The 21,081-nt window shown below is 52.1% G+C and carries 20 protein-coding genes; 7 read left to right on the plus strand and 13 right to left on the minus strand.

Annotation, left to right across the window (positions count from 1 at the left end; translation table 11 throughout):
* Positions 1-62 precede the first annotated feature (62 nt).
* From gutM to cueO, 6 genes are all read right to left on the minus strand, one after another.
* Positions 63-425: a transcriptional regulator GutM gene (gene gutM / locus UC15_RS02160; RefSeq protein WP_112286899.1), complete on the minus strand. Its 363-nt coding sequence runs from the start codon at positions 423-425 to the stop codon at positions 63-65.
* Positions 426-511: 86 nt separating this feature from the next.
* Positions 512-1,291: a sorbitol-6-phosphate dehydrogenase gene (gene srlD, locus UC15_RS02165; protein WP_112286900.1), complete on the minus strand. Its 780-nt coding sequence runs from the start codon at positions 1,289-1,291 to the stop codon at positions 512-514.
* Positions 1,292-1,313: 22 nt separating this feature from the next.
* Positions 1,314-1,676, minus strand: a complete 363-nt coding sequence (srlB, locus tag UC15_RS02170) for a PTS glucitol/sorbitol transporter subunit IIA (protein WP_112286901.1) — start codon at positions 1,674-1,676, stop codon at positions 1,314-1,316.
* A 9-nt stretch (positions 1,677-1,685) separates the two neighbouring features.
* Positions 1,686-2,675 carry a PTS glucitol/sorbitol transporter subunit IIB gene (locus UC15_RS02175; RefSeq protein WP_112286902.1) on the minus strand — a complete coding sequence of 330 codons (990 nt, stop codon included), beginning with the start codon at positions 2,673-2,675 and terminating at the stop codon, positions 1,686-1,688.
* Between the two features lie 48 nt (positions 2,676-2,723).
* Entirely contained in the window at positions 2,724-3,272 is a 549-nt protein-coding gene (locus UC15_RS02180) for a PTS glucitol/sorbitol transporter subunit IIC (RefSeq protein WP_112286903.1), read from the minus strand.
* A gap of 261 nt (positions 3,273-3,533) precedes the next feature.
* Positions 3,534-5,138 (minus strand): multicopper oxidase CueO, encoded by a 1,605-nt coding sequence (cueO, locus tag UC15_RS02185; protein ID WP_112286904.1) that lies wholly within the window; start codon positions 5,136-5,138, stop codon positions 3,534-3,536.
* Positions 5,139-5,347: 209 nt separating this feature from the next.
* Here cueO and UC15_RS02190 point away from each other — a divergent pair, with 209 nt between their 5' ends.
* The 5 genes from UC15_RS02190 (at position 5,348) to yddG (ending at position 9,880) form a co-directional block, all read left to right on the plus strand.
* A complete protein-coding gene (locus UC15_RS02190) occupies positions 5,348-5,695 on the plus strand; it encodes a YacC family pilotin-like protein (protein WP_095924682.1) in 348 nt (115 codons plus the stop codon).
* A 199-nt stretch (positions 5,696-5,894) separates the two neighbouring features.
* A complete protein-coding gene (gene speE, locus UC15_RS02195) occupies positions 5,895-6,770 on the plus strand; it encodes a polyamine aminopropyltransferase (RefSeq protein ID WP_112286905.1) in 876 nt (291 codons plus the stop codon).
* A gap of 28 nt (positions 6,771-6,798) precedes the next feature.
* The gene (gene speD, locus UC15_RS02200; protein WP_112286906.1) at positions 6,799-7,593 is read left to right on the plus strand and encodes an adenosylmethionine decarboxylase; all 795 of its coding nucleotides are present in this window, start codon (positions 6,799-6,801) and stop codon (positions 7,591-7,593) included.
* Positions 7,594-8,029: 436 nt separating this feature from the next.
* Positions 8,030-8,899, plus strand: coding sequence for a hypothetical protein (locus UC15_RS02205; protein ID WP_232829794.1), 870 nt, complete (start codon positions 8,030-8,032; stop codon positions 8,897-8,899).
* A 102-nt stretch (positions 8,900-9,001) separates the two neighbouring features.
* A complete protein-coding gene (yddG, locus tag UC15_RS02210) occupies positions 9,002-9,880 on the plus strand; it encodes an aromatic amino acid DMT transporter YddG (protein WP_112286908.1) in 879 nt (292 codons plus the stop codon).
* A gap of 22 nt (positions 9,881-9,902) precedes the next feature.
* On the opposite strand, the gene yacL is transcribed toward yddG, so the two are convergent.
* Both yacL and acnB read right to left on the minus strand, forming a co-directional pair.
* Positions 9,903-10,268 carry a protein YacL gene (gene yacL, locus UC15_RS02215; protein WP_112286909.1) on the minus strand — a complete coding sequence of 122 codons (366 nt, stop codon included), beginning with the start codon at positions 10,266-10,268 and terminating at the stop codon, positions 9,903-9,905.
* A gap of 77 nt (positions 10,269-10,345) precedes the next feature.
* The gene (acnB, locus tag UC15_RS02220) at positions 10,346-12,943 is read right to left on the minus strand and encodes a bifunctional aconitate hydratase 2/2-methylisocitrate dehydratase (RefSeq protein ID WP_112286910.1); all 2,598 of its coding nucleotides are present in this window, start codon (positions 12,941-12,943) and stop codon (positions 10,346-10,348) included.
* 432 nt (positions 12,944-13,375) lie between these two features.
* On the opposite strand from acnB, the gene UC15_RS02225 reads away from it, so the two are divergent.
* Together UC15_RS02225 and UC15_RS02230 are read left to right on the plus strand one after the other, a co-directional pair.
* Positions 13,376-14,044: a helix-turn-helix domain-containing protein gene (locus UC15_RS02225; RefSeq protein ID WP_112286911.1), complete on the plus strand. Its 669-nt coding sequence runs from the start codon at positions 13,376-13,378 to the stop codon at positions 14,042-14,044.
* A 228-nt stretch (positions 14,045-14,272) separates the two neighbouring features.
* A complete protein-coding gene (locus tag UC15_RS02230) occupies positions 14,273-14,788 on the plus strand; it encodes a hypothetical protein (RefSeq protein WP_112286912.1) in 516 nt (171 codons plus the stop codon).
* 126 nt (positions 14,789-14,914) lie between these two features.
* Here UC15_RS02230 and UC15_RS02235 read toward each other — a convergent pair whose 3' ends face one another.
* From UC15_RS02235 to UC15_RS02255, 5 genes are all read right to left on the minus strand, one after another.
* The gene (locus UC15_RS02235; protein WP_232829795.1) at positions 14,915-15,898 is read right to left on the minus strand and encodes a fimbrial protein; all 984 of its coding nucleotides are present in this window, start codon (positions 15,896-15,898) and stop codon (positions 14,915-14,917) included.
* Positions 15,899-15,905: 7 nt separating this feature from the next.
* The gene (locus UC15_RS02240; protein WP_112286913.1) at positions 15,906-18,419 is read right to left on the minus strand and encodes a fimbria/pilus outer membrane usher protein; all 2,514 of its coding nucleotides are present in this window, start codon (positions 18,417-18,419) and stop codon (positions 15,906-15,908) included.
* Positions 18,420-18,427: 8 nt separating this feature from the next.
* Positions 18,428-19,069, minus strand: a complete 642-nt coding sequence (locus tag UC15_RS02245; protein WP_341798972.1) for a molecular chaperone — start codon at positions 19,067-19,069, stop codon at positions 18,428-18,430.
* A gap of 168 nt (positions 19,070-19,237) precedes the next feature.
* A complete protein-coding gene (locus UC15_RS02250; RefSeq protein WP_112286915.1) occupies positions 19,238-19,762 on the minus strand; it encodes a fimbrial protein in 525 nt (174 codons plus the stop codon).
* 262 nt (positions 19,763-20,024) lie between these two features.
* A complete protein-coding gene (locus tag UC15_RS02255) occupies positions 20,025-21,080 on the minus strand; it encodes an extracellular solute-binding protein (RefSeq protein WP_369964167.1) in 1,056 nt (351 codons plus the stop codon).
* Position 21,081: the final 1 nt, after the last annotated feature.

Consider the following 21,081-nt stretch of genomic DNA (forward strand, 5'->3'; position numbering starts at 1 on the left):
TTTTAAGATAAATTCACTGCCATCATTCTTTTTGAAAGATAATAGCTTTTAAAGTGAAAATATCATGATTTCGGTTCAATCGCTAATGATAGTGCTGTTTGAATATTCGGATCTTTCGGGAAGATCACACCTGTCATCAATTGTTCCCGGCTCATGCCATTAAGCGATGAAACCGGCTGAGGGCTGGCAAAAATCGTCAGGCCGCGCAGTAAAAATCCGTCACAGACTTTTTCCTGTTGATCGAAAGCCAGCGCCAGCACCACTCTCGGTCTGAAACGTCCGCCGGAACGCCCGACACCCACATTTCCCTGCAAACACAGTTTGTCGAATGCCCGGTTAAAGCGCTGCAACTGCCACCAGCCCAGCGCGATTTGCGCCACCCAGGCCAGCACCGCACAGAGGATTAATGCCGAAGTTGGAGTCATCATTTTCTCCTTAACATGACTTTCTAAGTAACATGATTTGCTCATTAAAATAGTCATCCGCCCCTGCAAAACAGGGGCGGAAGGTATCAGAACATCACCTGACCACCGGTGATATTGATCGACTGACCAGTGCAATATGAAGCTTTATCGCTGGCGTAAAACAACAGCATATCCAGCACATCCTGATAGTCGCACCCGCGTTTCAGCGGCACTTTATCAATGTAATATTGCTCGACTTCATCGGCCTTAATGCCAAGTTTTTTGGCGTACTGCGGCAATAATGACTGGAACATCGGCGATTTGAGCAAGTTACCCAGCATCAGTGAATGCACAGTGATGCCATATTCCGCCAGGTCCAGCGCCAGAGACTGTGTCAGCCCAACGCCGCCAAATTTTGCCGCGCTGTAACCGGCATTGTGTTTGCTGCCCACTTTGCCGGATTTGGAGTTGATCTGAATAATCCGTCCCGGAATACGGTCGCGGATCATCAGACGGGAAAACTCGCGGGCGCAAAGGAAATACCCCACCAGATTGACCTGCAGTGAGAGATCAAAGTCGTTGAGGGCGAAATCCGTGATTGGCGATGCTTTCGCCATTCCCGCGCTGTACACCAGCAAACTGACCCTGCCAAACGTCTGATCCACCGCTTTCGCCAGTTGTTCTACGCTGGCCTCATTCGTGGCATCGACCATAAATCCGAATGCGCGATCCTCACCAAACTGCTGGTTAATCTGTTCTGCCACCGATGCGGCATTTTTCTCATTCAGATCCGCCACCGCCACGCGATAGCCGGATTCAGCCAGCCCCTGACAGAGAAATGCGCCCAGCGTCTGCCCCCCGCCGATCACGACTGCAACCTGTTCCATAACTGACTCCTGATTCTGATAGTTAATCGATAAATTTCAATACGCTGCCCAGCGGAATATCGTCGGGCGTGGTGCCTTTTACATGGACGCTGCCGGGGAATTCAGCCTCGGCACTGCCGTCAAAACGCAGGGTGATATGCCCCAGCTCGCGCAGGTTTTGCATCGCCACGTCGCCCACGGCGGTCACCGGATATCGCACATCGGCCAGTTCCATGTAAGCGCCGCGGTGCAATTCCCCTTCGGTTTTACCGTGCTGATGAATGAAGCAATAATCCTGAATGTCTGCCGGTGCGCCTTCACGGAAAGTGATCAGCATCTGGTCGGTCAGCGCCTCACGCGCGAAGTCGCCGATTTGCGTGATAGTGGTCTGATAAATGGTTTGCACGATGACTCCTTACTGATAGATGAAAGCGGAAGCGGCCCAGGCGATAAGTACCGTCGGTGCGCCGGTCAGAAAACGGCTGACCAGCACCGAGGGCACGCCCACGCGCACGGTGTCCTGTTTGGCTTCGGCCAGCGACAGTCCGACGGGAATGAAATCACACGCCGCCTGAGCGTTGATGGCGAAAAGTGCAGGCAGCGCCAGATGTGGCGGGATATTGCCCAGCCCGATCTGCACACCCACCAGCACACCGATAACCTGCGCAATGACCGCGCCGGGGCCGAGGAAAGGAGATAGCAGCGGGAAGGAACAGATCAGCGCCAGCATCACCAGCCCGACCGGGCTTTTCGCCAGCGGCGTCAATCCGTGCGCCACCAGATCACCCAACCCGGAGGCCATAATGATGCCGATCAGCGCCGCCACGAACGCCATAAATGGCAGGATGGTTTTGAGCACCGTATCGATGGTGTCGCGCCCGGCCTGGAACAACACGGCAACGCCGGAGCCCATACCCATACCGACTTTCGCCAGCAGGCCGTCGCTCTGTTCGGTGATTTTTTTGGTGGTGTCGTAGTCACGCCCTGCCGCAGACGCAGCCGGTTTCGGCGTCGTCGTTTCCGGTTCCGCGGCGTCTGTGCTTTCAACAACAATGTCATGCTCACGCACACCGGAAACATAAATATCTTCGGTAATAAACTGCGCCAGCGGGCCGGACTTGCCGGTCGAATGGATGTTTATGGTCGGGATGCGCCGTTTAGGATAAATGCCGCAGCGCAGCGTGCCGCCGCAGTCGATGACCGCCACACCGATTTCTTCCGCCGGAGGTTCGCCTTCTTTAAAACCATCCACCGTTTCCCAGCCGGTCAGTTCCGCCAGCTTGTCGACAATCGCCGGGCGCGTGCCCGCCGTGATATACACCACTTTTTTGCCGGGCACCGCGTCAATCAACAGCGGACCACCCCAGCCACCTTCACCCCGGTTAATACGGATCGTAACGCTCATTTTCTGCTCCGGTTTTTAGAATTGGATTTTGAATAGACTGGAACCTGCCTACAGCTGAACCTGACGATCTAGCTGAATGCCCATCTTGCGTTCGAAGATGCGAGTGGTGAGATCCGTTATCCAGCCGCGGAAGAAGTTGGTCACCATGCCGACCAGGAAATAACTGACGGCCAGCGGCCCGAGCGGCAGTCCCAGCGTGGTCAGCCCGCTGGCAACGCCCAGATAGACGAACAGTTCGCCGGGGTTAATATGCGGGAAGAGACCGTTCATGGAGTGGCAGCTGTAAGAGCCCGCCGCGTAATAGCTGGGTTTGTAGATTTCAGGCATAAAGCGCCCGAGGCTCAGGGTCATCGGGTTGCAGAAAACAAAGGTGCCGATCACCGGCAGCAGCAGGTAGCGGGAAATCGGATTGCCAGCACAGCGCTGTGCCAGACGTTCGATTCGCCGTTGTCCGACAAAAACAATCAGCGCGTTCATGACTACCAGCAAACTGATTAAGAGAGGCAGGATGCCGGTGACCATCCCGACAAACACCTCTCCGCCTTTTTGAAACAGGCCGATAAACCACTCAGCACCGTGCGTTATTACATCGATCATCATCTTCTCCTGTAGGGGACGTGGGTTTACGCTTTCATGTTTTGTTACTCCACGCTGAAAATATAATCATTATGAATTTATATTAATTATATATTGATCACATTTTGAAAGTTTAACCTTTCAACTTGAAAGATTGATAATCAAGGGGCATTACGGGAAGAAGAAGGGAGCAGGAAGAAAGAGGGATGAAACTGGCCCGAGGAACGTCTCAGGCCAGTTTATTTTTAGAAATTTTTAAGAAACTACAGAAAGGAAAACCCGTTACGCCGACACCGTAAATCCAAGCATCATGCCGGTATCTTCATGTTCCAGCAGATGACAGTGCGCCATATAAGCATGTTGTTTATTGGCCAGATGGTTGAAGCGCACCAGAACTTCACTGCGGGCACCCTCAACACGCACGATATCTTTCCAGCCCTGCCGATGCGGCGGCACGGGCTGACCATTTTCAGAAAGAATACGGAACTGCGTGCCGTGGATATGGAAAGGATGCAGCATCATGTCGCCTTCACCGGAAATGGTCCATTTTTCGTACTGGCCTTGTTTCACATCGAAAGCGGGCACATTCATATCGTAGGCTTTGCCGTTAATTTTGTTGCCCTGCATGAAGTCGTAACCGGCGGACGATTTGCTCATGTCCATGCCCGCCATGCTGCCGTGACCGTCATGTTCTGAACCCGACATGCCCGGCATTGCTGCCATATCGCCGCCGCCATGATCCATGCTCATGCCAGCCATCGCATTGTGGCCATAGCGTTTCATCAGCGCCGCCATACCCTGCTGGTCCAGTTGCGGATCCATCATCAGTTGCAGCCAGCGGGTTGGCAGATTATCGACGGACACCAGCGCAGGCAGCGGCACCAGCGTGTCCGGCAGAGAACTGCCGCTTTGCGTCAGCGTCGGCTGAATACGCAGCACCGGCAACGGTTTGTCGAACGGTGCCAGCGTCATCCCCATCTGTTTCACCGGCAGCGTAACCAGATCAAAGGCTTTGCCGTCGCTGCAATCAATCAGCACTTCAAAACGCTCGCCCATCAGCAAGGATAAATCGCTGACTTTCACCGGTTCAGGCAGGAAACCGCCGTCGCTGGCGATGACGTACATTGGACGCTGGTCACTGGTGGCGATGTGCAGCGAGCGCGCATTACAGCCATTGAGCAGACGAAAACGCACCCAGCCGCGGGAAATACCGTGCTGCGGATAGACTGCGCCGTTGGTCAGCATATGTTGCCCGAACCAGCCGACAGCCGCGGTCATCACGTCCATCTGATAATCTATCTGTCCGGCGTCGTTCAGGCGTTTATCCTGCAAAATGACCGGAATATCATCCACGCCCCAGCGTTTCGGGATCTGCAACAGGTCGCTGGCTTCATCTTCAATCAGCACCATACCGGCCAGACCCATCGCCACCTGATAACCGCTGGTCTGATGCGGATGCGGATGGAACCAGCAGGTCGACGCTGGCTGATCGAGTGTGAAACTGACTTTTCTTTTCTGACCCGGAGCGATCAGTGCCTGAGGGCCACCATCGACGTCACCGGGGATTTCCAGCCCGTGCCAGTGAACGGTGCTGGCAACATCCAGACGGTTATTAACGGTGACATCGACCTGTTTGCCGCGACGGATACGCAGCGCGGGGCCGAGAAGATTACCGTTAACGCCCCAGGTTTCGGTGTTAACACCGGGCAAAAACTGGCTCTGACCGCGCTGCAACGTCAGCATAATGGCGTTACGGATATCCGGTTCCAGCAGCGCAGGAATGGGCAATGCAGGGCGGTCTGCGGCGAGCGCGAAGCGGCTCCAGCCGGGCAGCGTACTGGCGGCCCCCATCAGGGTTGTCCATTTTACGAAATCACGACGGTTCATTTTTCAGTCCTTATGAGGGCAATTGCCAGACGGATGGCGTGAGCGTGCCATAATAGTACGACAGCCTAACCCTTCCTCTAAGGGGAAGGTCAAGCGGCGCAGCGGGAAAAGAAATTTGGTGCCGCTCAGTGCAAATATGGTAACGTCCTTTTCACTGTTTGTGAGCCAAGTCTTTCTGACTTTCTATCTAAAAGAACAAGAACACGCCGATGAAAAAAACAACATTGTGTTTACTATTACTGTCGCTGCTTGGCTTCTCGTCCGCCAGTCAGGCGCTGAGTGAATCAGAAGCGGAAGATCTGGCGGATCTGACTGCCGTTTTCGTTTATCTGAAAAACAACTGCGGTTACGAACAGCTGCCGAATACCCAAATCAAACGGGCGATCGTGTTTTTCGCCCAACAAAACCGCTGGGATCTGAGCAATTACAACAGCTTTAATATGCAGTCGATGGGCGAAGACAGCTACCGCGATCTGAGCGGGATTGCCGTCCCTAAACCGACCAAATGCAAATCTCTGGCGCGTGATTCCCTGAGTCTGCTGGCCTACACCAACTAATTTTTAAGCCTGTTTACGCGCTTTGCGCTCCGTCATTTTCTTGCCGGAGCCGCTTCCCCTTCCCTCTGTTACCCGTACCACGTTTGCCTCAGCTACACTTAACCTAAACGGGTTTGTCTGAAACCGTGCATGGACCGGCAGAGTTAGCTATCATGTGCGCCCATTTTTATGGCTGCGATTGATCAGGAGAAACCACAACATGTCCCAGAGCTCGTCATCCAAAGAAATATGGTATGAGACGCTGCACGCCCATTTTGGCCAGTACTTCAGCGTCGATAAAGAGTTATACCGAGACAAAACCGAGCATCAGGATCTGGTGATTTTCGAGAATGCCGCGCTGGGTCGCGTGATGGCGCTCGACGGCGTGGTGCAAACCACTGAGCGTGATGAATTCATCTATCACGAAATGCTGACCCATGTGCCGTTGTTCGCCCACGGCAACGCGAAAAAGGTGCTGATCATTGGCGGCGGCGACGGCGCAATGCTGCGCGAAGTGTGCCGCCACAAAGGTGTGGAATCGGTGACGATGGTGGAAATTGATGCCGGCGTAGTGGAGTTTTGCCGCCAGTATCTGCCGAACCACAATGCCGGTGCCTATGACGATCCGCGTTTCAACCTGGTGATCGACGACGGTGTGAACTTCGTTAATCAGACCGCTGAAACCTATGATGTGATCATCTCCGATTGCACCGATCCGATCGGTCCCGGTGAAAGTCTGTTTACGTCGGCGTTCTACGAAGGCTGTGCCCGTTGTCTCAAACCGGGCGGCATTTTCGTGGCACAAAATGGCGTGTGCTTCCTCCAGCAGGATGAAGCGGTCAACAGCCACACCAAACTGAGCCACTATTTCAGTGATGTCAGTTTCTATCAGGCCGCGATCCCGACCTATTATGGCGGCATCATGACCTTTGCCTGGGCGACCAACAGCCCGGAATATCGCCAGATCGACAGCGCAACCTTGCAGGCGCGCTTTGACGCCGCAGATATCACCTGTCGTTATTACAATCCGGCGATTCATCACGGCAGCTTTGCCCTGCCACAATATTTACTGAATGCCCTGTCAGCCGCACGCTGATACTGCATCCATAAGGGGGTGAACTAAATTGCAAAAGCTGAAACTGCATGGCTTCAACAACCTGACCAAAAGCCTGAGTTTTTGTATCTACGATATCTGCTACGCCAAAACCGCAGACGATCGTGATGGCTACATTGCCTACATTGACAAAGAATATAACGCTAACCGTTTGACGGAGATCCTCACCGAAACCTGCTCGATCATCGGTGCCAATATCCTCAACGTGGCGCGACAGGATTACGAACCACAGGGCGCCAGCGTCACGATTTTAGTGAGCGAAGAGCCGATGGATCCGCGTGATGTCGATAACACAGAACATCCGGGTCCGTTGCCGAATTCCGTGGTCGCACACCTGGATAAAAGCCATATCTGCGTGCATACCTATCCGGAAAGCCATCCCGAAGGCGGCCTGTGTACCTTCCGCGCTGATATTGAAGTCTCGACCTGTGGCGTGATTTCACCGCTGAAAGCGCTGAACTATCTGATCCACCAGCTCGAATCCGACATCGTCACCATCGATTACCGCGTTCGTGGTTTTACCCGCGACGTGAACGGGGTGAAACACTACATCGACCATTCCATTAACTCGATTCAGAACTTCATGTCGCAGGATATGAAAGCGCTGTACGACATGATGGACGTCAACGTGTATCAGGAAAATATCTTCCACACCAAGATGTTGCTGAAAGAGTTCGATCTCAAACATTATCTTTTCAATGCCAAACCGGATGAACTGAGCGCGCAGGAGCGTAAGGAAATCACCGATTTGCTGTACAAAGAAATGCAGGAAATCTATTACGGCCGCAATCTGCCGTCAGTCTGATCAGTGCTGAATAAAGAAAAGGCCGGACATGAGTGAAATGTCCGGCCTTTTTTTGTATAGACAAATTCTGATAATAAATATTCTCCCCGTTCTAAACTCAATAAGCATTACTTAAGTAAAATAACTTCGCCTGTATAAAAGCCGGCTATACTCCTTAAGGCAAATTAATATTTTAAATGTGATAAAATCCTTATTTAAGTCAAATTAATCGCCAATCGATCTAACGATTAAGCCAAATTTTAAAAATAATATACATCCTATAAATCAAATATAATTCACGTATAACCAATAATTTAACTTATGGCAGATCAAAAGATCGCTTTTTTCTGAAAAACAGATAAATCCCTTTATATATTCCCTCCTGACCATTAGCATCGCGTCATTGCTTACTAAGCAACCAGCTCCATCCACCTGCAAGCAGAAATAAAAAATGACAATGAGTAAATTAAAGACCGTATCCAGCCTGCTGGTCACGAGTTCTTTATTGGTTTCCGGGGTTTCCCGGGCCGGGGAAAGTTTGTTAAGCAGCAATACTGAAGGGATGCGGCACTATGTCAGTTATGGTGCTGAATATTATAAGTGGGACGAAACCGTTGATAATATGGACGGTAAATATGTTGCTGAACATGGCCCGCGCCTGCGTGTTAATTTCGGATCCAATAATTACCTCGATGCCCCCGGCGGATTATTAAAAGCCTGGGACATGAGCGTGATGTTCGGGATCGTCCGGTATAAAGGCAGTACGCTGGACGATCAGGCCAATGTGCCGAACGGATCACTGAAAGGCAAAACCTACTACACCGGTTACAGTGCGGACATGACGCGCGGCTACCGTTACCGGGCATCCGACAGTGTGTCTTTCGATATGAAAGGCGCACTCGGCGGCCAGGCATGGTTGCGAAACATCCGCTCTGACGATGTGTATATTGCCTCGGAAAATACCACCCGCAATTACAACGCGGTGGAAGTCACGCTGCAGCCTTATGCCAAAGCATCCCTGGGTGCGAACTGGCAGATGACCGCAGATTCACGTCTGAGTCTGGAAGGCGGTGCACTGTATCCGATTAAAACCTGGACGCACAGCAATCAGGGTTCAGTCTGGCTGGAGCCGAAATCTAAGCTCTCGCCATTCACCAGCCTGACCTGGAATATCAACAAAGATGTCTTTGTGAAAGCCAGCTATGTGCACCAGAAATACGGCAAGTCGGACGAGAAACAGGGTGACCTGAACGGACGCACCGTCGGCTATTATCAGCCCGCGACCACCACCTCCACGCTGGGATTAGAAGTCGGTTTCTACTTCTGATGATGCCAGCGAATAAGCACCCTCAAGCGGATTGTTCCGGTGTAAATCACCGGGACAATCGCTTATCTTAAAAGCCTCCTTTTCCCGAGGCTTACCTTTCATATGGATCGTTTCGCAACGCTGGCTGGCGTTCTCGCCATTTTATTGTGGAGCATGAGCGTGGCGCTCACCCGCAGTTTATCTGAATCTCTGGGGCCTTTTGGCGCCGCCGCATCGATATATACCGTCAGTGGAATTATGGTCTGGATGGTCGGCGGAAAGCCTTCCCTGCGCGGGGAATCGCCCGCTTATCTGATCGTCTGCGGTCTGCTGTTTATCTTTTATATGGTGGCGTTTTCGCTGGCGATTGGTCTGGCGCATACCCGTCAGCAAACGCTGGAACTGGGACTTATCAATTATTTGTGGCCGAGCCTGACATTGATTTTTGCGGTTCCGCTGCTGAAATTACGCGTACGCTGGTGGATCTGGCCGGGCGTGGTGCTGGCGTTTGCCGGTGTGCTGTGGGCAATCAGCGGCGGGCACGGACTGGATATCCATCAGTTGCTGCGTAATGTGCGTGGCAATCCGGTAGCCTACAGTCTGGCGCTGGGCGCAGCCGTTTCATGGGCGCTGTATTCCAATCTGGTTCGCGTGTTATGTAAGGGCAAAGGCGTGCTGCCGTTGTTTCTGCTGGCGACGGGTGCCGTGCTGTGGGTGTTGTATTTTACCTATTCATCGAATCGCATCAGCCTGACGCTGCCGGCTATTCTCGAACTGCTGGCGATGGGCGCAGTGACGGCCATTTCGTATCAGTGCTGGGATATCGCGATGAAAAAAGGCAATGCCACACTGGTGGCCGCGCTGTCGTATTTCACGCCGCTCTCATCGATTCTGATTGCCGGGTTGTGGCTGCACACGTTGCCGGGCGCCAGTTTCTGGCCGGGCGTGCTGATGGTGGTCGGCGGTTCGCTGCTGTGCTGGACCGCCTCGCGGAGCAAGTAAGGTTTAGCGATAAGTCGTGACCTTATCGATAAGTCGTCACGAAAGAACGGTATTTGGCGAGGACTTGCAAAAAGTCCTCGACGCCGCAAAACGCCAGACTCTCTTCGTCGTAATAACTCATGCCTTCTTCAATCTCATCGCCGTCGAAATCCAGCTGATTGGCGCGGATCATCACTTCATCGTCGGCTAACAGCAGCGTGTATTCGTGGCCGACCATTTGCGTCTGGCGCTCGCTGCCCTTCAGCTCAGCCAGTGCGGCTTCAACCGTATCCAGCACGCTCAGGTCGCCCTTCACTTCTTCATTCAGCCAGTGACCGAGCACTTCGTGGCCCATTGAAAAACGCACTTTGACCTCACCGGTGATGTCGCGCAAAAAATCGTAATCCATGGTGCAGTCCTCTGAAAAAATCACAATAAAAAAGGGAGCCGAAGCTCCCTTTTCAACACTGGCGCAAATATAACGATTTAGACTGCGGTTTGGAAGATCACGCCGTCAGCTTTATCCGTATATTCACTCAGCTTGTCGAAGTTCAGATAACGGTAAGTATCCACCGCAGTCTTGTCCACTTCAGCCATGTAGCCGAGGTATTCTTCCGGCGTTGGCAGGCGTCCCAGCAGGGACGCAATCGCCGCCAGTTCTGCGGAAGCCAGATAGACATTGGCACCGTTACCCAGACGGTTCGGGAAGTTACGGGTAGAAGTAGACACCACGGTAGAACCGTCGGCCACACGCGCCTGGTTACCCATGCACAGTGAACAGCCTGGAATTTCTACACGCGCACCGCTCTTACCAAAGACGCTGTAATAGCCCTCTTCCGTCAGCTGAGCCGCATCCATTTTGGTCGGTGGCGCAACCCACAAACGGGTTGGCAGCGCGCCTTTATGGCTGTCGAGCAGTTTACCTGCCGCACGGAAGTGACCGATGTTGGTCATGCACGAACCGATAAACACTTCGTCGATTTTGCTGTTCTGCACGGAAGACAGCAGACGTGCATCATCCGGATCGTTTGGCGCACAAAGGATTGGCTCTTTGATGTCCGCCAGATCGATTTCGATGATCGCCGCGTATTCCGCGTCGGCATCGGCTTCGAGCAGGTTCGGGTTCGCCAGCCACTCTTCCATACCTTTGATGCGACGCTCGATGGTACGACGATCGCCGTAACCTTCAGAGATCATCCACTTCAGCAGCACGATGTTAGAGCTCAGGTATTCTTTGATCGGCGCCTGATCCAGTTTGATCGTACAACCTGCCGCTGAACGTTCTGCGGACGCATCCGCCAGTTCAAATGCCTGTTCTACTTTCAGTTCCGGCAAGCCTTCGATTTCCAGAATACGGCCAGAGAAGAGGTTTTTCTTTCCCTTCTTCTCAACGGTCAGATGACCTTCTTTGATCGCGTAGTAAGGGATCGCATGCACCAGATCACGCAGGGTGATGCCCGGTTGCATTTTGCCTTTGAAGCGCACCAGAACGGATTCCGGCATATCAAGAGGCATCACGCCGGTCGCCGCAGCAAAGGCCACCAGACCGGAACCTGCCGGGAAGGAAATCCCGATCGGGAAACGGGTATGGGAGTCACCGCCGGTGCCGACAGTGTCCGGCAGCAGCATACGGTTCAGCCATGAGTGAATGATGCCATCGCCAGGGCGCAGTGAAACACCGCCGCGGTTCATGATGAAATCAGGCAGCGTGTGGTGCGTGGTCACGTCAACCGGCTTAGGATACGCGGCGGTATGACAGAATGACTGCATCACTAAATCGGCGGAGAAGCCCAGACACGCCAGGTCTTTCAGTTCATCACGGGTCATCGGACCGGTGGTGTCCTGAGAACCCACGGACGTCATTTTTGGTTCGCAATATTCGTTCGGACGAACACCGGCAACGCCACAGGCGCGGCCCACCATTTTCTGCGCCAGCGAGAAACCTTTGTTGCTTGCAGCAACTGGCTTCGCGATACGGAACACTTCGCTCTGAGGCAGTTTCAGTGACTCACGGGCTTTGGTGGTTAAACCACGGCCAATGATCAGCGGAATACGGCCACCGGCGCGCACTTCGTCGAGCAGTACGTCGGTTTTCAGTTCGAAAGTCGCAATCACTTCGTTGGTTTCGTGGTTACGCACTTCGCCTTTGTACGGGTAGATGTCGATGACATCGCCCATGTTCAGGTCAGAAACGTCCACTTCGATCGGCAACGCACCGGCATCTTCCATGGTGTTGAAGAAGATTGGCGCGATTTTACCGCCGAGAACCACACCGCCGCCGCGTTTGTTCGGGACATGAGGAATATCATCGCCCATGAACCACAGCACGGAGTTGGTGGCTGATTTACGTGAGGATCCGGTACCGACTACGTCACCTACGTAGGCCAGCGGGAAACCTTTTTTGTTCAGTTCTTCGATTTGCTTAATCGGACCGACGCTGCCAGGTTGATCCGGGTGGATACCTTCGCGTTCGTTTTTCAGCATCGCCAGCGCGTGCAACGGAATATCTGGACGGGACCAGGCATCCGGGGCCGGTGACAAATCATCGGTGTTGGTTTCACCCGTCACTTTAAACACAGTGACAGTGATTTTTTCAGCCAGTTGCGGACGTGACAGATACCATTCGGCATCCGCCCACGACTGCAGGATTTTCTTCGCGTGTTCGTTGCCGGCGTGTGCTTTTTCTTCCACATCGTAGAAGTTATCAAACATCAGCAGGGTGTGAGACAGCGCTTTCGCGGCGATAGGCGCCAGCGTTTCGCTATCCAGCGCGTCGATCAGCGGGTGAATGTTATAACCGCCCTGCATGGTACCGAGCAGTTCAACGGCTTTTTCAGGAGTGACCAACGGAGAGGTAGTTTCGCCTTTGGCGACTGCAGCCAGGAATCCGGCTTTAACGTAGGCGGCTTCGTCGACGCCCGGTGGAACACGATTAATCAGCAGATCTAACAGAGTATCTTCTTCGCCTTGTGGCGGATTCTTCAGCGACTCAACCAACGCTGCCATCTGTGAAGCATCAAGTGGCTTAGGGACGATGCCCTCTGCAGCACGCTCGGCTACGTGCTTACGGTATTCTTCTAGCACGACATTCTCCTCGCTCTCATTGTCATTTATTATGCCTGGCTTCCCTCATCAGACCGCTAGTAATCCTGCAGGGACAGCGGAATATCGGATTGTCTGATGAGTCGGGGACACTGCGGGTATGATTGTTTCTTTGTCGGTTTACGACACTTCCTGAACCGGAGCACAGTGTCCTTTAGCGCCGAAGCAGCATAGCAGGATTTTTGGGGGGTGTTAATCTGTTTACAAAAAAGCAACATTAAATTCTTGCTGAATCGTTAAGGGCAAAATAATCCTTTCCGATATGGCGTTCAGACATCTGCTTACTGCCTTGTGAAGCCAGCAAAGACAAGCGTGTGGAGTAAAAATTTACTGTTTATAATTCATCTGCAAGCTGCTGTTAAACCTGGTCGCATGAAGCGAAGTTCTGCCCCTCTGAAGAGAAACTGATCGCCTATGAAGACAAACAATAATCTCTCAAGCCATGGCAAAAACTCGCCGCTGGGACAGAAGCCTTTGGAAGCCATCACACGTCTGATTGAAGTCTGCTTACCCCACGCCACGCCGGTGGCTACAGACACCCCCAATATCCCCATCACCCTGCGCGCCGAAGACGGTAAGCAGCAAATCATTTTGCTGCTGGAAGGCGAGATAAAAGGCTATCGCGCTTCTGACAACTTGCTTTATGGCATTGCTGAATCGCCCACGATGCTGGGGTTAATGACCTCAGAATACAGCAGCGCCTCTTTTATCTTTAAAGGAAATAAGGATAGTAAGATCAGCGTGCTGCCGCGCGATAAGACAATCGACCTGATTGCCGAACATGGACTGGTAAGAGAAGTTATCGCCTGTACCACCCGCTTTACCGATTACCGCAACTATCATTCCGACCTGATGATCAACCGCACCGCATATGACATTATTTGCGGTCTGTTACTCGAAATAGAACGGTTACCACAAGAAGTCCGCAGCAAAAGCAGCGTGGTAAACTTTATTCTGGAGCGTTCGAATTTAGCGCGCAGCGGCGTCATGAAGATTCTGGCGGATTTACGGACAGGGGATTATATCGATATTCAGAACGGTAAACTGATCACCATCAATAAGCGTTTTCCAGACGAATACTGACAGGTAACAGGCATTGCTTAAAAAATAAAACTTCGCTATATTTTTTTTCGCGCATTAATTTATTTACTAATTACAGGCTTACTTAATTCACGGAAACTATGAAATAAATTAAATTATCGATATTTAATATGAATATTAAGGAGAGTTAAAATGTTGGGATGCAATGGTACAGAACATGAGTTCTGGAAATGCATGGAAAAAACCTTTAAATAACAAGGAACGTTCCGTATGAGAAATATCCTCCTGGTACTTATCCTCGCGCTGACATTCCCTTGCCTTGCGCATATAAATGAAGATATCGAATACAGCCGTGAAAAATATCTTTTAGCTTACAATAACCTCAACACAAAACTTGAGAAATGCTTATCAGAAATGAAATCCAGGCCATTTATTACTTCATCTGATATTGAGGGTTTTGATAAACGAACGGTTAACATTGCCGTTGTATACCTTGGCACAGTTCAAATCGATCAATGCACCGGGAATGAGCATCATCAGTATATGATCAGGGCATTCGATTACTACGATGCACTAACAGAAGTCAGCGTCTACAGCCAACAAATTAAAACACTTCAGGATAATATTTTTGCTCTTTTACCAACGGGAAATATAAGATTAGAAAGGGAATATGAGAGCTTTCCCTTAAAAATTAGAACTGAGCTGGAAGCTCGCTTAAAAAATAAAAATCTCAGATCCTATCCCTCATTCCAAAGCGCCCCACAGTATGATTTTGATGACCAATAACTAAATAACGGCTTAATAACGGCTTAATAACGGCGCTTAATGTGTGATCGGACTAAGACGTCGTCGTCTACATCAGACCGTTTTTTAAAAAATCTCAATTGAGGTCGTCTGTCTGGGCGACCTTTTTCAATAATAGATCATCGTAAACGTCGCTGTGCCGTTCGCACTTCCGCTGCTGAGTGTTTGTCCGTTGAGATAATAGCGGGCAAAAAAGGGAATACTCAGGCTTCCTTCACTGGCCGAGGGCGTGATTGCCCATTCCTGTCCGATGCCCACGGGTGACGTATCGCCTTTGAGTATCTGAATCCCCACCCCGGTCGCCTGCCCCTCTGCACCACTGCTGATTTTGATTACGCCAGCGGCCAGCGAATCATCGGCTGTGCCGTCGATACGGATATTCACATTCGCCCCGGCATCACAATTGAGTTCAATGCTGAAAGGGACATCCGGTGAAACACCGCCCGGGGATGCACTGGAAAATTGTCCCCGAGTCACCGTGCCCAGTGGCACATTTATTGTGTTATTCAGCACATCACAGCTTTCCGTTCTGATATTGATATTGCCGGTGTAGGAAAGCGTGTTGTTGCCCCCGCCTCCGATGCCTGATTTGCCATACCCCCCCAATCCGAAACGGGTCTGACTTTGCTGCAGTGCCGTATCCGAAATATCGTTGGCGGTTTTGACTAACGATAATGTCACCGCTATCTGATAGCTGAGACTGCTGTCCAGGCTACCCAGCGAGGTATTACGCGTATCGCAGCCTATCCCGCCTCCGACCACACGTTGCCCGCTGGAGTTGGTCAGGGCTATACCGATGCCCTCGACGCCGGTGGAATAAACGCCTGGGAAACCGGCTATTTCAGCACCGGTTCCGTAGTAACAGGCGATGATCGGGTCACCGGCAAGTTCGTTACTGCCGCTGGTACCGCAGGTACCGCTCACATTGAAAGTATGCTGACTTCCGGGAATATCCGCGCCAACAGGCAGTGAAGCGGTCACCGCAACCGAACTTAAATCCCAGGACTGCGGCATGGCCGGAGAAGTAGAGCAGGCCGCCCATAATTTGCCGGAAAACAGGGCCAGACAGACCAGCAGTATCATCATTTTCATAAATACCTCATCGACATACGCTGGTGGCCTGTGAGACCGCCGCTTTCTGTGTACCGGATAATGTAAACGGTGCTTCGCACTGCCCCCCTTGCCACGTCACCCGGACTACGCCCTCCTCCGGCAAGCCGCTGAGATAAAGTTGCCCCTTGTCTCCGACAATGGCGTGGTTCTGCTCATCGCCCGCCACAAAGGCTTCTGCACCGAAAGGCACAGGCTGCCCGTGATAGGTCAGATTGAGTAATAACCGGCTGCCTGAGCGCGTAGTAAAAGAGGCCATGACGACAGCACCGGCAGTGGGAACAACGGAAAGGATGTTGTCGTCAATATCAACGTTCTCATCCAGTGATGTGGTATCCAGCGCCACGCGGGTTCGCTTATAAGGGCTGAGATAGTTCACCACGGCGTAGCCGCGCCAGTCGGTATACACGCCGGTGTTATTTTGCAATTTCACTCCCGCCGCTCCCGGTGCGCGGACAATGGCAATGGCGGAGAGATCGCTGGCAAGAGGCTGCGCAAAAGTGACGCCAAAGGGATGGCCCACAATCGCGCCCTGCCAGCCGTAATTGACCTGATGCGTGTCCTGATTGTAGTTGTAGCCTCCGCTAAGCTGAGCGGCGCTGCCGAGATAATTCAGACTGGCACTGCCGCTGTTTCCCTGCCCGTGAGTGCCATAGCCTTCACTGACGGCATAAGAGAGGTTGTTATCCTCAAGCAGCATGCCGTTAATGCCGGTCTGATAAAGCGTCCGCCCGTGGCTCGCGCTGTTCACGTTAGCCGTGGCCCAGGCGTTGGGCAGCCAGCGCGCCAGGGGAATACTGACATTAAACGCGATCTGTTTATCACTCTCAGTACCGTAAGTCCGGTTATCCGATACCGATAAGGCGTAATCGATACTGGCAATATTGACGTTGTAACTGATCCCAACACTGCGCTGGTTAATTTGCGACTGTCGGTAGTTTTGCTGGTACCAGGAAAGAGAAAGTGATCCCCACTGCCCGTTGTTAATCATCTGGGTCAGATTAAGACGATACTGTTCCCGTGGCTGACCATAATAAGTCCCGTTGCTTTCGTCCTGACGCCAGTTACTGGCATCACTGAAATGATAAAAATCCCCGGCAAAGCGGATCCCGGCCAGCGACAGCGTGGAGCCGGTAGCAGCAACGCTTTTGGCATATTGCAGCCGGTATGCCACGCCCTTTTCCCGCTGACTGTCAGTCAGCTCGCTGTTGGCCAGCGTGGTATCAAACGACAGAGATCCAAAATCCCCGACCATCGTACCGACACCGGCATTCGCCGCTTTATAGTTCTGCGCCAGCTGACTGCCGCCAAACAGCGTTACGCCATAACCCAGTCCGTAAATCAGTGACCCCTGAAGAAATTCAGGCTCGTCCCCCTCGGACTGATAAGTACGGTACTTCCCCAGCGTCATGGCGTATTTCAACCGGCCTTCGCGCTGCATGATCGGAATAGCGGAAAATGCCTGGGTAAAATGGCGCTCTTCGCCATTACTTTCCCTGACCGTCACATCCAGATCTCCGGAGGCTGAAGTCGGGTATAAATCGTTAATGCTGAAAGCGCCGGGCGGTACATAGGTCTGGTAGATGACCATGCCGTTTTGCCTGATCGTCACCTGTGCGTTGCTTCTGGCAATGCCGCGGATCACCGGCGCGAAGCCGCGGAGACTGTCCGGCAACATGTTGTCATCCGAGGAGAGCTGTACGCCGCGAAACGAAAAGCTGTCAAAGATATCCGCAGGTGTGGTGCTTTCTCCGGCGATAAATTGCCCTTTAAGCACCGGCACATCGCGCTGGAGAAAGCTGTATGCCGAGTCCCAGTCTTGCTGCGATTGCCCGTCAATGTTGCGGCTGTAACGCCACGTGCTGTAGTTGCGCAGCCGCCAGCCGCCCCAGTTGGTACCGCTTCTCAGGCTCAGAAACTGGCTTTGATCGCTGCCGCCTGAATTTTGCCAGGTACGGGCACCACTGAGGTTGTAATTAAGCAGCAAGGCTGGCGTTCCCTCATCCCATAACTCCGGGCTGACCGCGCCCCTTGCCAGCGTGTCGAGCAATCCCTGAGGGATGGTGATCAGCAGCTTCTGACGCGAAAAGTCAAACTGGCTCACCACACCGGGCATCAGCGGCGTGAAATCCTCAACCGGCTTTTGTGGGGACCAGTCCCGTAATGCCGGAATGCTGCGGGTTCTGAGCCCCAGATTTTGCCACTGCGTCGGGGTGAAAAGTGGGGAAAGCGTCTGGTCATGCAGGGCAATAAACGTCACATCCTGTCGCCCTTTCGGCACATTGTTCACCAGCACATCCACACGGTAGACACCGGGTGTCTGCCCGCCTGCCCGGGAAAATTGCGATAAATCCACCGGTGCCCCCGGATGTTCTATTTCCAGCGCCTGCACGTTGAAACGGTCATCCGCGCGTGTTTCAGAGGTTCCCAAAACAATCCCGGCCAGAAGCCATGACCGCAAAGTGAAAGACGAAAGATGCGTAACGACATGATTTTTATTCATAACATGCCTCAGCGCAGCCGGGTTTTTTCCACTGAACTGGCACCGCCATAATCATTGACGACCTGCCAGCTGACCTCGCCAGCAACCGCCTCCTGAGGCCAGGGATAACGGGCTTCCCCAAAGGGCGGAACCATTGTGTTGCCTGTCGCCACATGATTGCTGCCGAGGTTCAGCCTGAAAAAGGTGAAGTAATAAGGTGTCGGATTGGTCACCCGCAGGACTGAGCCCTGACGGGAAAACCGCAACTGCCGCCAGGCGCTTTGCCCTGCGGGTGTGAGCAACGCGGCCGGCCGGTAAAAAAGCTTCAGGCGCGTCTTCACCACGATTTGCAATAAACCGGCGGGAGCGTTTTCAGGCAGACGAGGGATAGATTTGATATTTAGCCAGAACAGGGATTCGCGATCTTCAGGCAGCAGGCCGCCGGTGCGGATAATCCGCAGACTGTTATCTTCCCCGGCATTCAGCCGGAATAAAGGGGGAGTGACGACAAAAGGTACGGACACGGAGGATTTTTGCGTCCCGTCAGGTCCGTTATTATCTACCCATGACTGGATCAGAAAGGGCTCTGCTTGTGCTCCCTGATTACTGACGGTCAGCGAGGCTTCTTTTTTATTGCCCTGATATATCACCCGTGTGGCTTCTGTAATCACACCCGCATAAACCGTGGGCACAGAAAAAAGAATAAATAACATCCCTGATAAAATAATAAAAAGACGCCGCATATATTCCTCTCATATTTCCGTCAATAAAAATAAAAGACATCCGCGTCTGAATCTCTGGCATCCTTGCCAGTTTAAAGAGATTATTTTTGATTCTTATTATTGATAATTAATGGTGAACTGTGAGGTCCCGTTTGCCGCGCCTTCGCCTACGGTTGCCTCGGTACTTTTATAGCGGGCGATAAAGTTCATATCCACCCCTTCAGCGGTCGCATCAATGGGATAAAAGCGTGAGGCCGTATAAAGCGGGATTGGCGTCCCCTGATTATCTGCAATTTCAATGCCTACGCCGGTTGCGCCACCGGTTACTTCGAGTAGCTGGTTATCCACTGCATCGGCGGTACCATCGAATTTAACCGCAGCAGCTGTGAAGGTTGTCGGGCAGTTGGTGAGTGAAATCGTAAACGCGGTCGGCGAAGAGGTATCACCGGCTGCCGTAAATGAGGTCGCGGCGACAGTGCCTAAATCCACATTAATGGATGCGGTACTTCCGCCATTCACATCACACGTCGTCGCAACAATTTGTCCGGTGAAATTAATGGTGCCATCGGCTGCGTGTACGACGGTCTGACTGAAACACAACACAGTGCCGAGAAGTAAAATAAAAGAATTACGCTTCTTCATGAAATAATACCTGAGATTAAAATTGAATAAACTCCACCAGATTTATTTATCAAAGCTGGCGATATACACTCACTTTAAACAAGCAGGTACATTTGAGGTAATCACATCCCCTCACATTATTTTATCGATAATATTAAACGGAAGAAAATAAATGAATGAGGATGTAATGAAATAAATGAGAACCGGCACGGAGGGTGTCACCGAGGAAAAAAGGTAAAAAAACCGGAAATGAGAAATATTTCCGGTTTTAGACATTCACGACTTATTGCATAGAAACCTGGCGCACAAACTCCTTTCTGAGCTGCATGCTGTAATCCTTGCCGTAAAACTGCGTGGCAATGTCTGGCTGCACCACGTCTGTTTTCACTTGTTTGTTCATCGGCACCGCGCCGAAAGCGACATTCAACGCCCGCTGGGTTTCAACTTGCGTTAACCAGTTCAGGAACACCGCCGACGCAGCCGGATGTGCGCTGTTTGCGGCAATGGCCGCAATATTGCCCCCGCCCGGCATACCAAAAGCCGGAATATAAAATTTCAGGCGACCGGTAATCGCCCCGGATTTTTGCAAACCCGCCAGATGATCTTCCCAGGCGGGTACCAGCAATAATTCGCCATCATTCAGACGGGTCAGGCTATCTGCACCCGATGCTGTCTGGGTGATTTTTTCTTTATTACCGACAAACCATTCCCAACCTTTTTTCCAGTTTTTAATAATGGCAGGATCAACTTGCGTAGCATCGGCATCAAATGTGCCTGAGGAGAGGGTGACAACGCGCTGAATAAAGGCTTCGCCAGCCCCGCCGTTATTCGGATCGTTGTAACCAAACTTCTTCGGATTCACATCGATAAAGTGTTGTAAATCATCGAGTGATTGCGGCAAAGGTTGATTACCCATCTGTTGCGGATCGTAGGCCATACCGGTTTGGTTGCCCCAAAAGGCAACCGCATATCCTTCGGTATTCACGCTTTGCAACTGATGCACCGCATCCCCGTAACCCGGCAGCCAGTCTACCTGCGCCAGGGCATTTGCTTTACGGATGATCGGTAACTGCGCCACCGACAAGGCCACCACGTCCATTTTGCCTTTCTCGCGGCGAGCTTCCGCCAGCAGTTTATTCATGTTGCCATCAATTGACCCTTCCGGAATACGCACTTTAATTCCGTACTGATTCTCAAAATCAGCCACGAAACTGCGCCATTGCGGTTGTAAATACCAGACGTTGAAGGTGACTGAACCTTCTTTTTTGGCCTGTGCGACGACAAGATCCCAATCTTGTTGTGCCAGTGGCGTGGCGGTCGCTACCCCGCTCAATAACATG

Origin of the sequence: Rahnella sp. AN3-3W3, from assembly GCF_003263545.1 — a bacterium.
Taxonomy (GTDB): domain Bacteria; phylum Pseudomonadota; class Gammaproteobacteria; order Enterobacterales; family Enterobacteriaceae; genus Rahnella; species Rahnella variigena.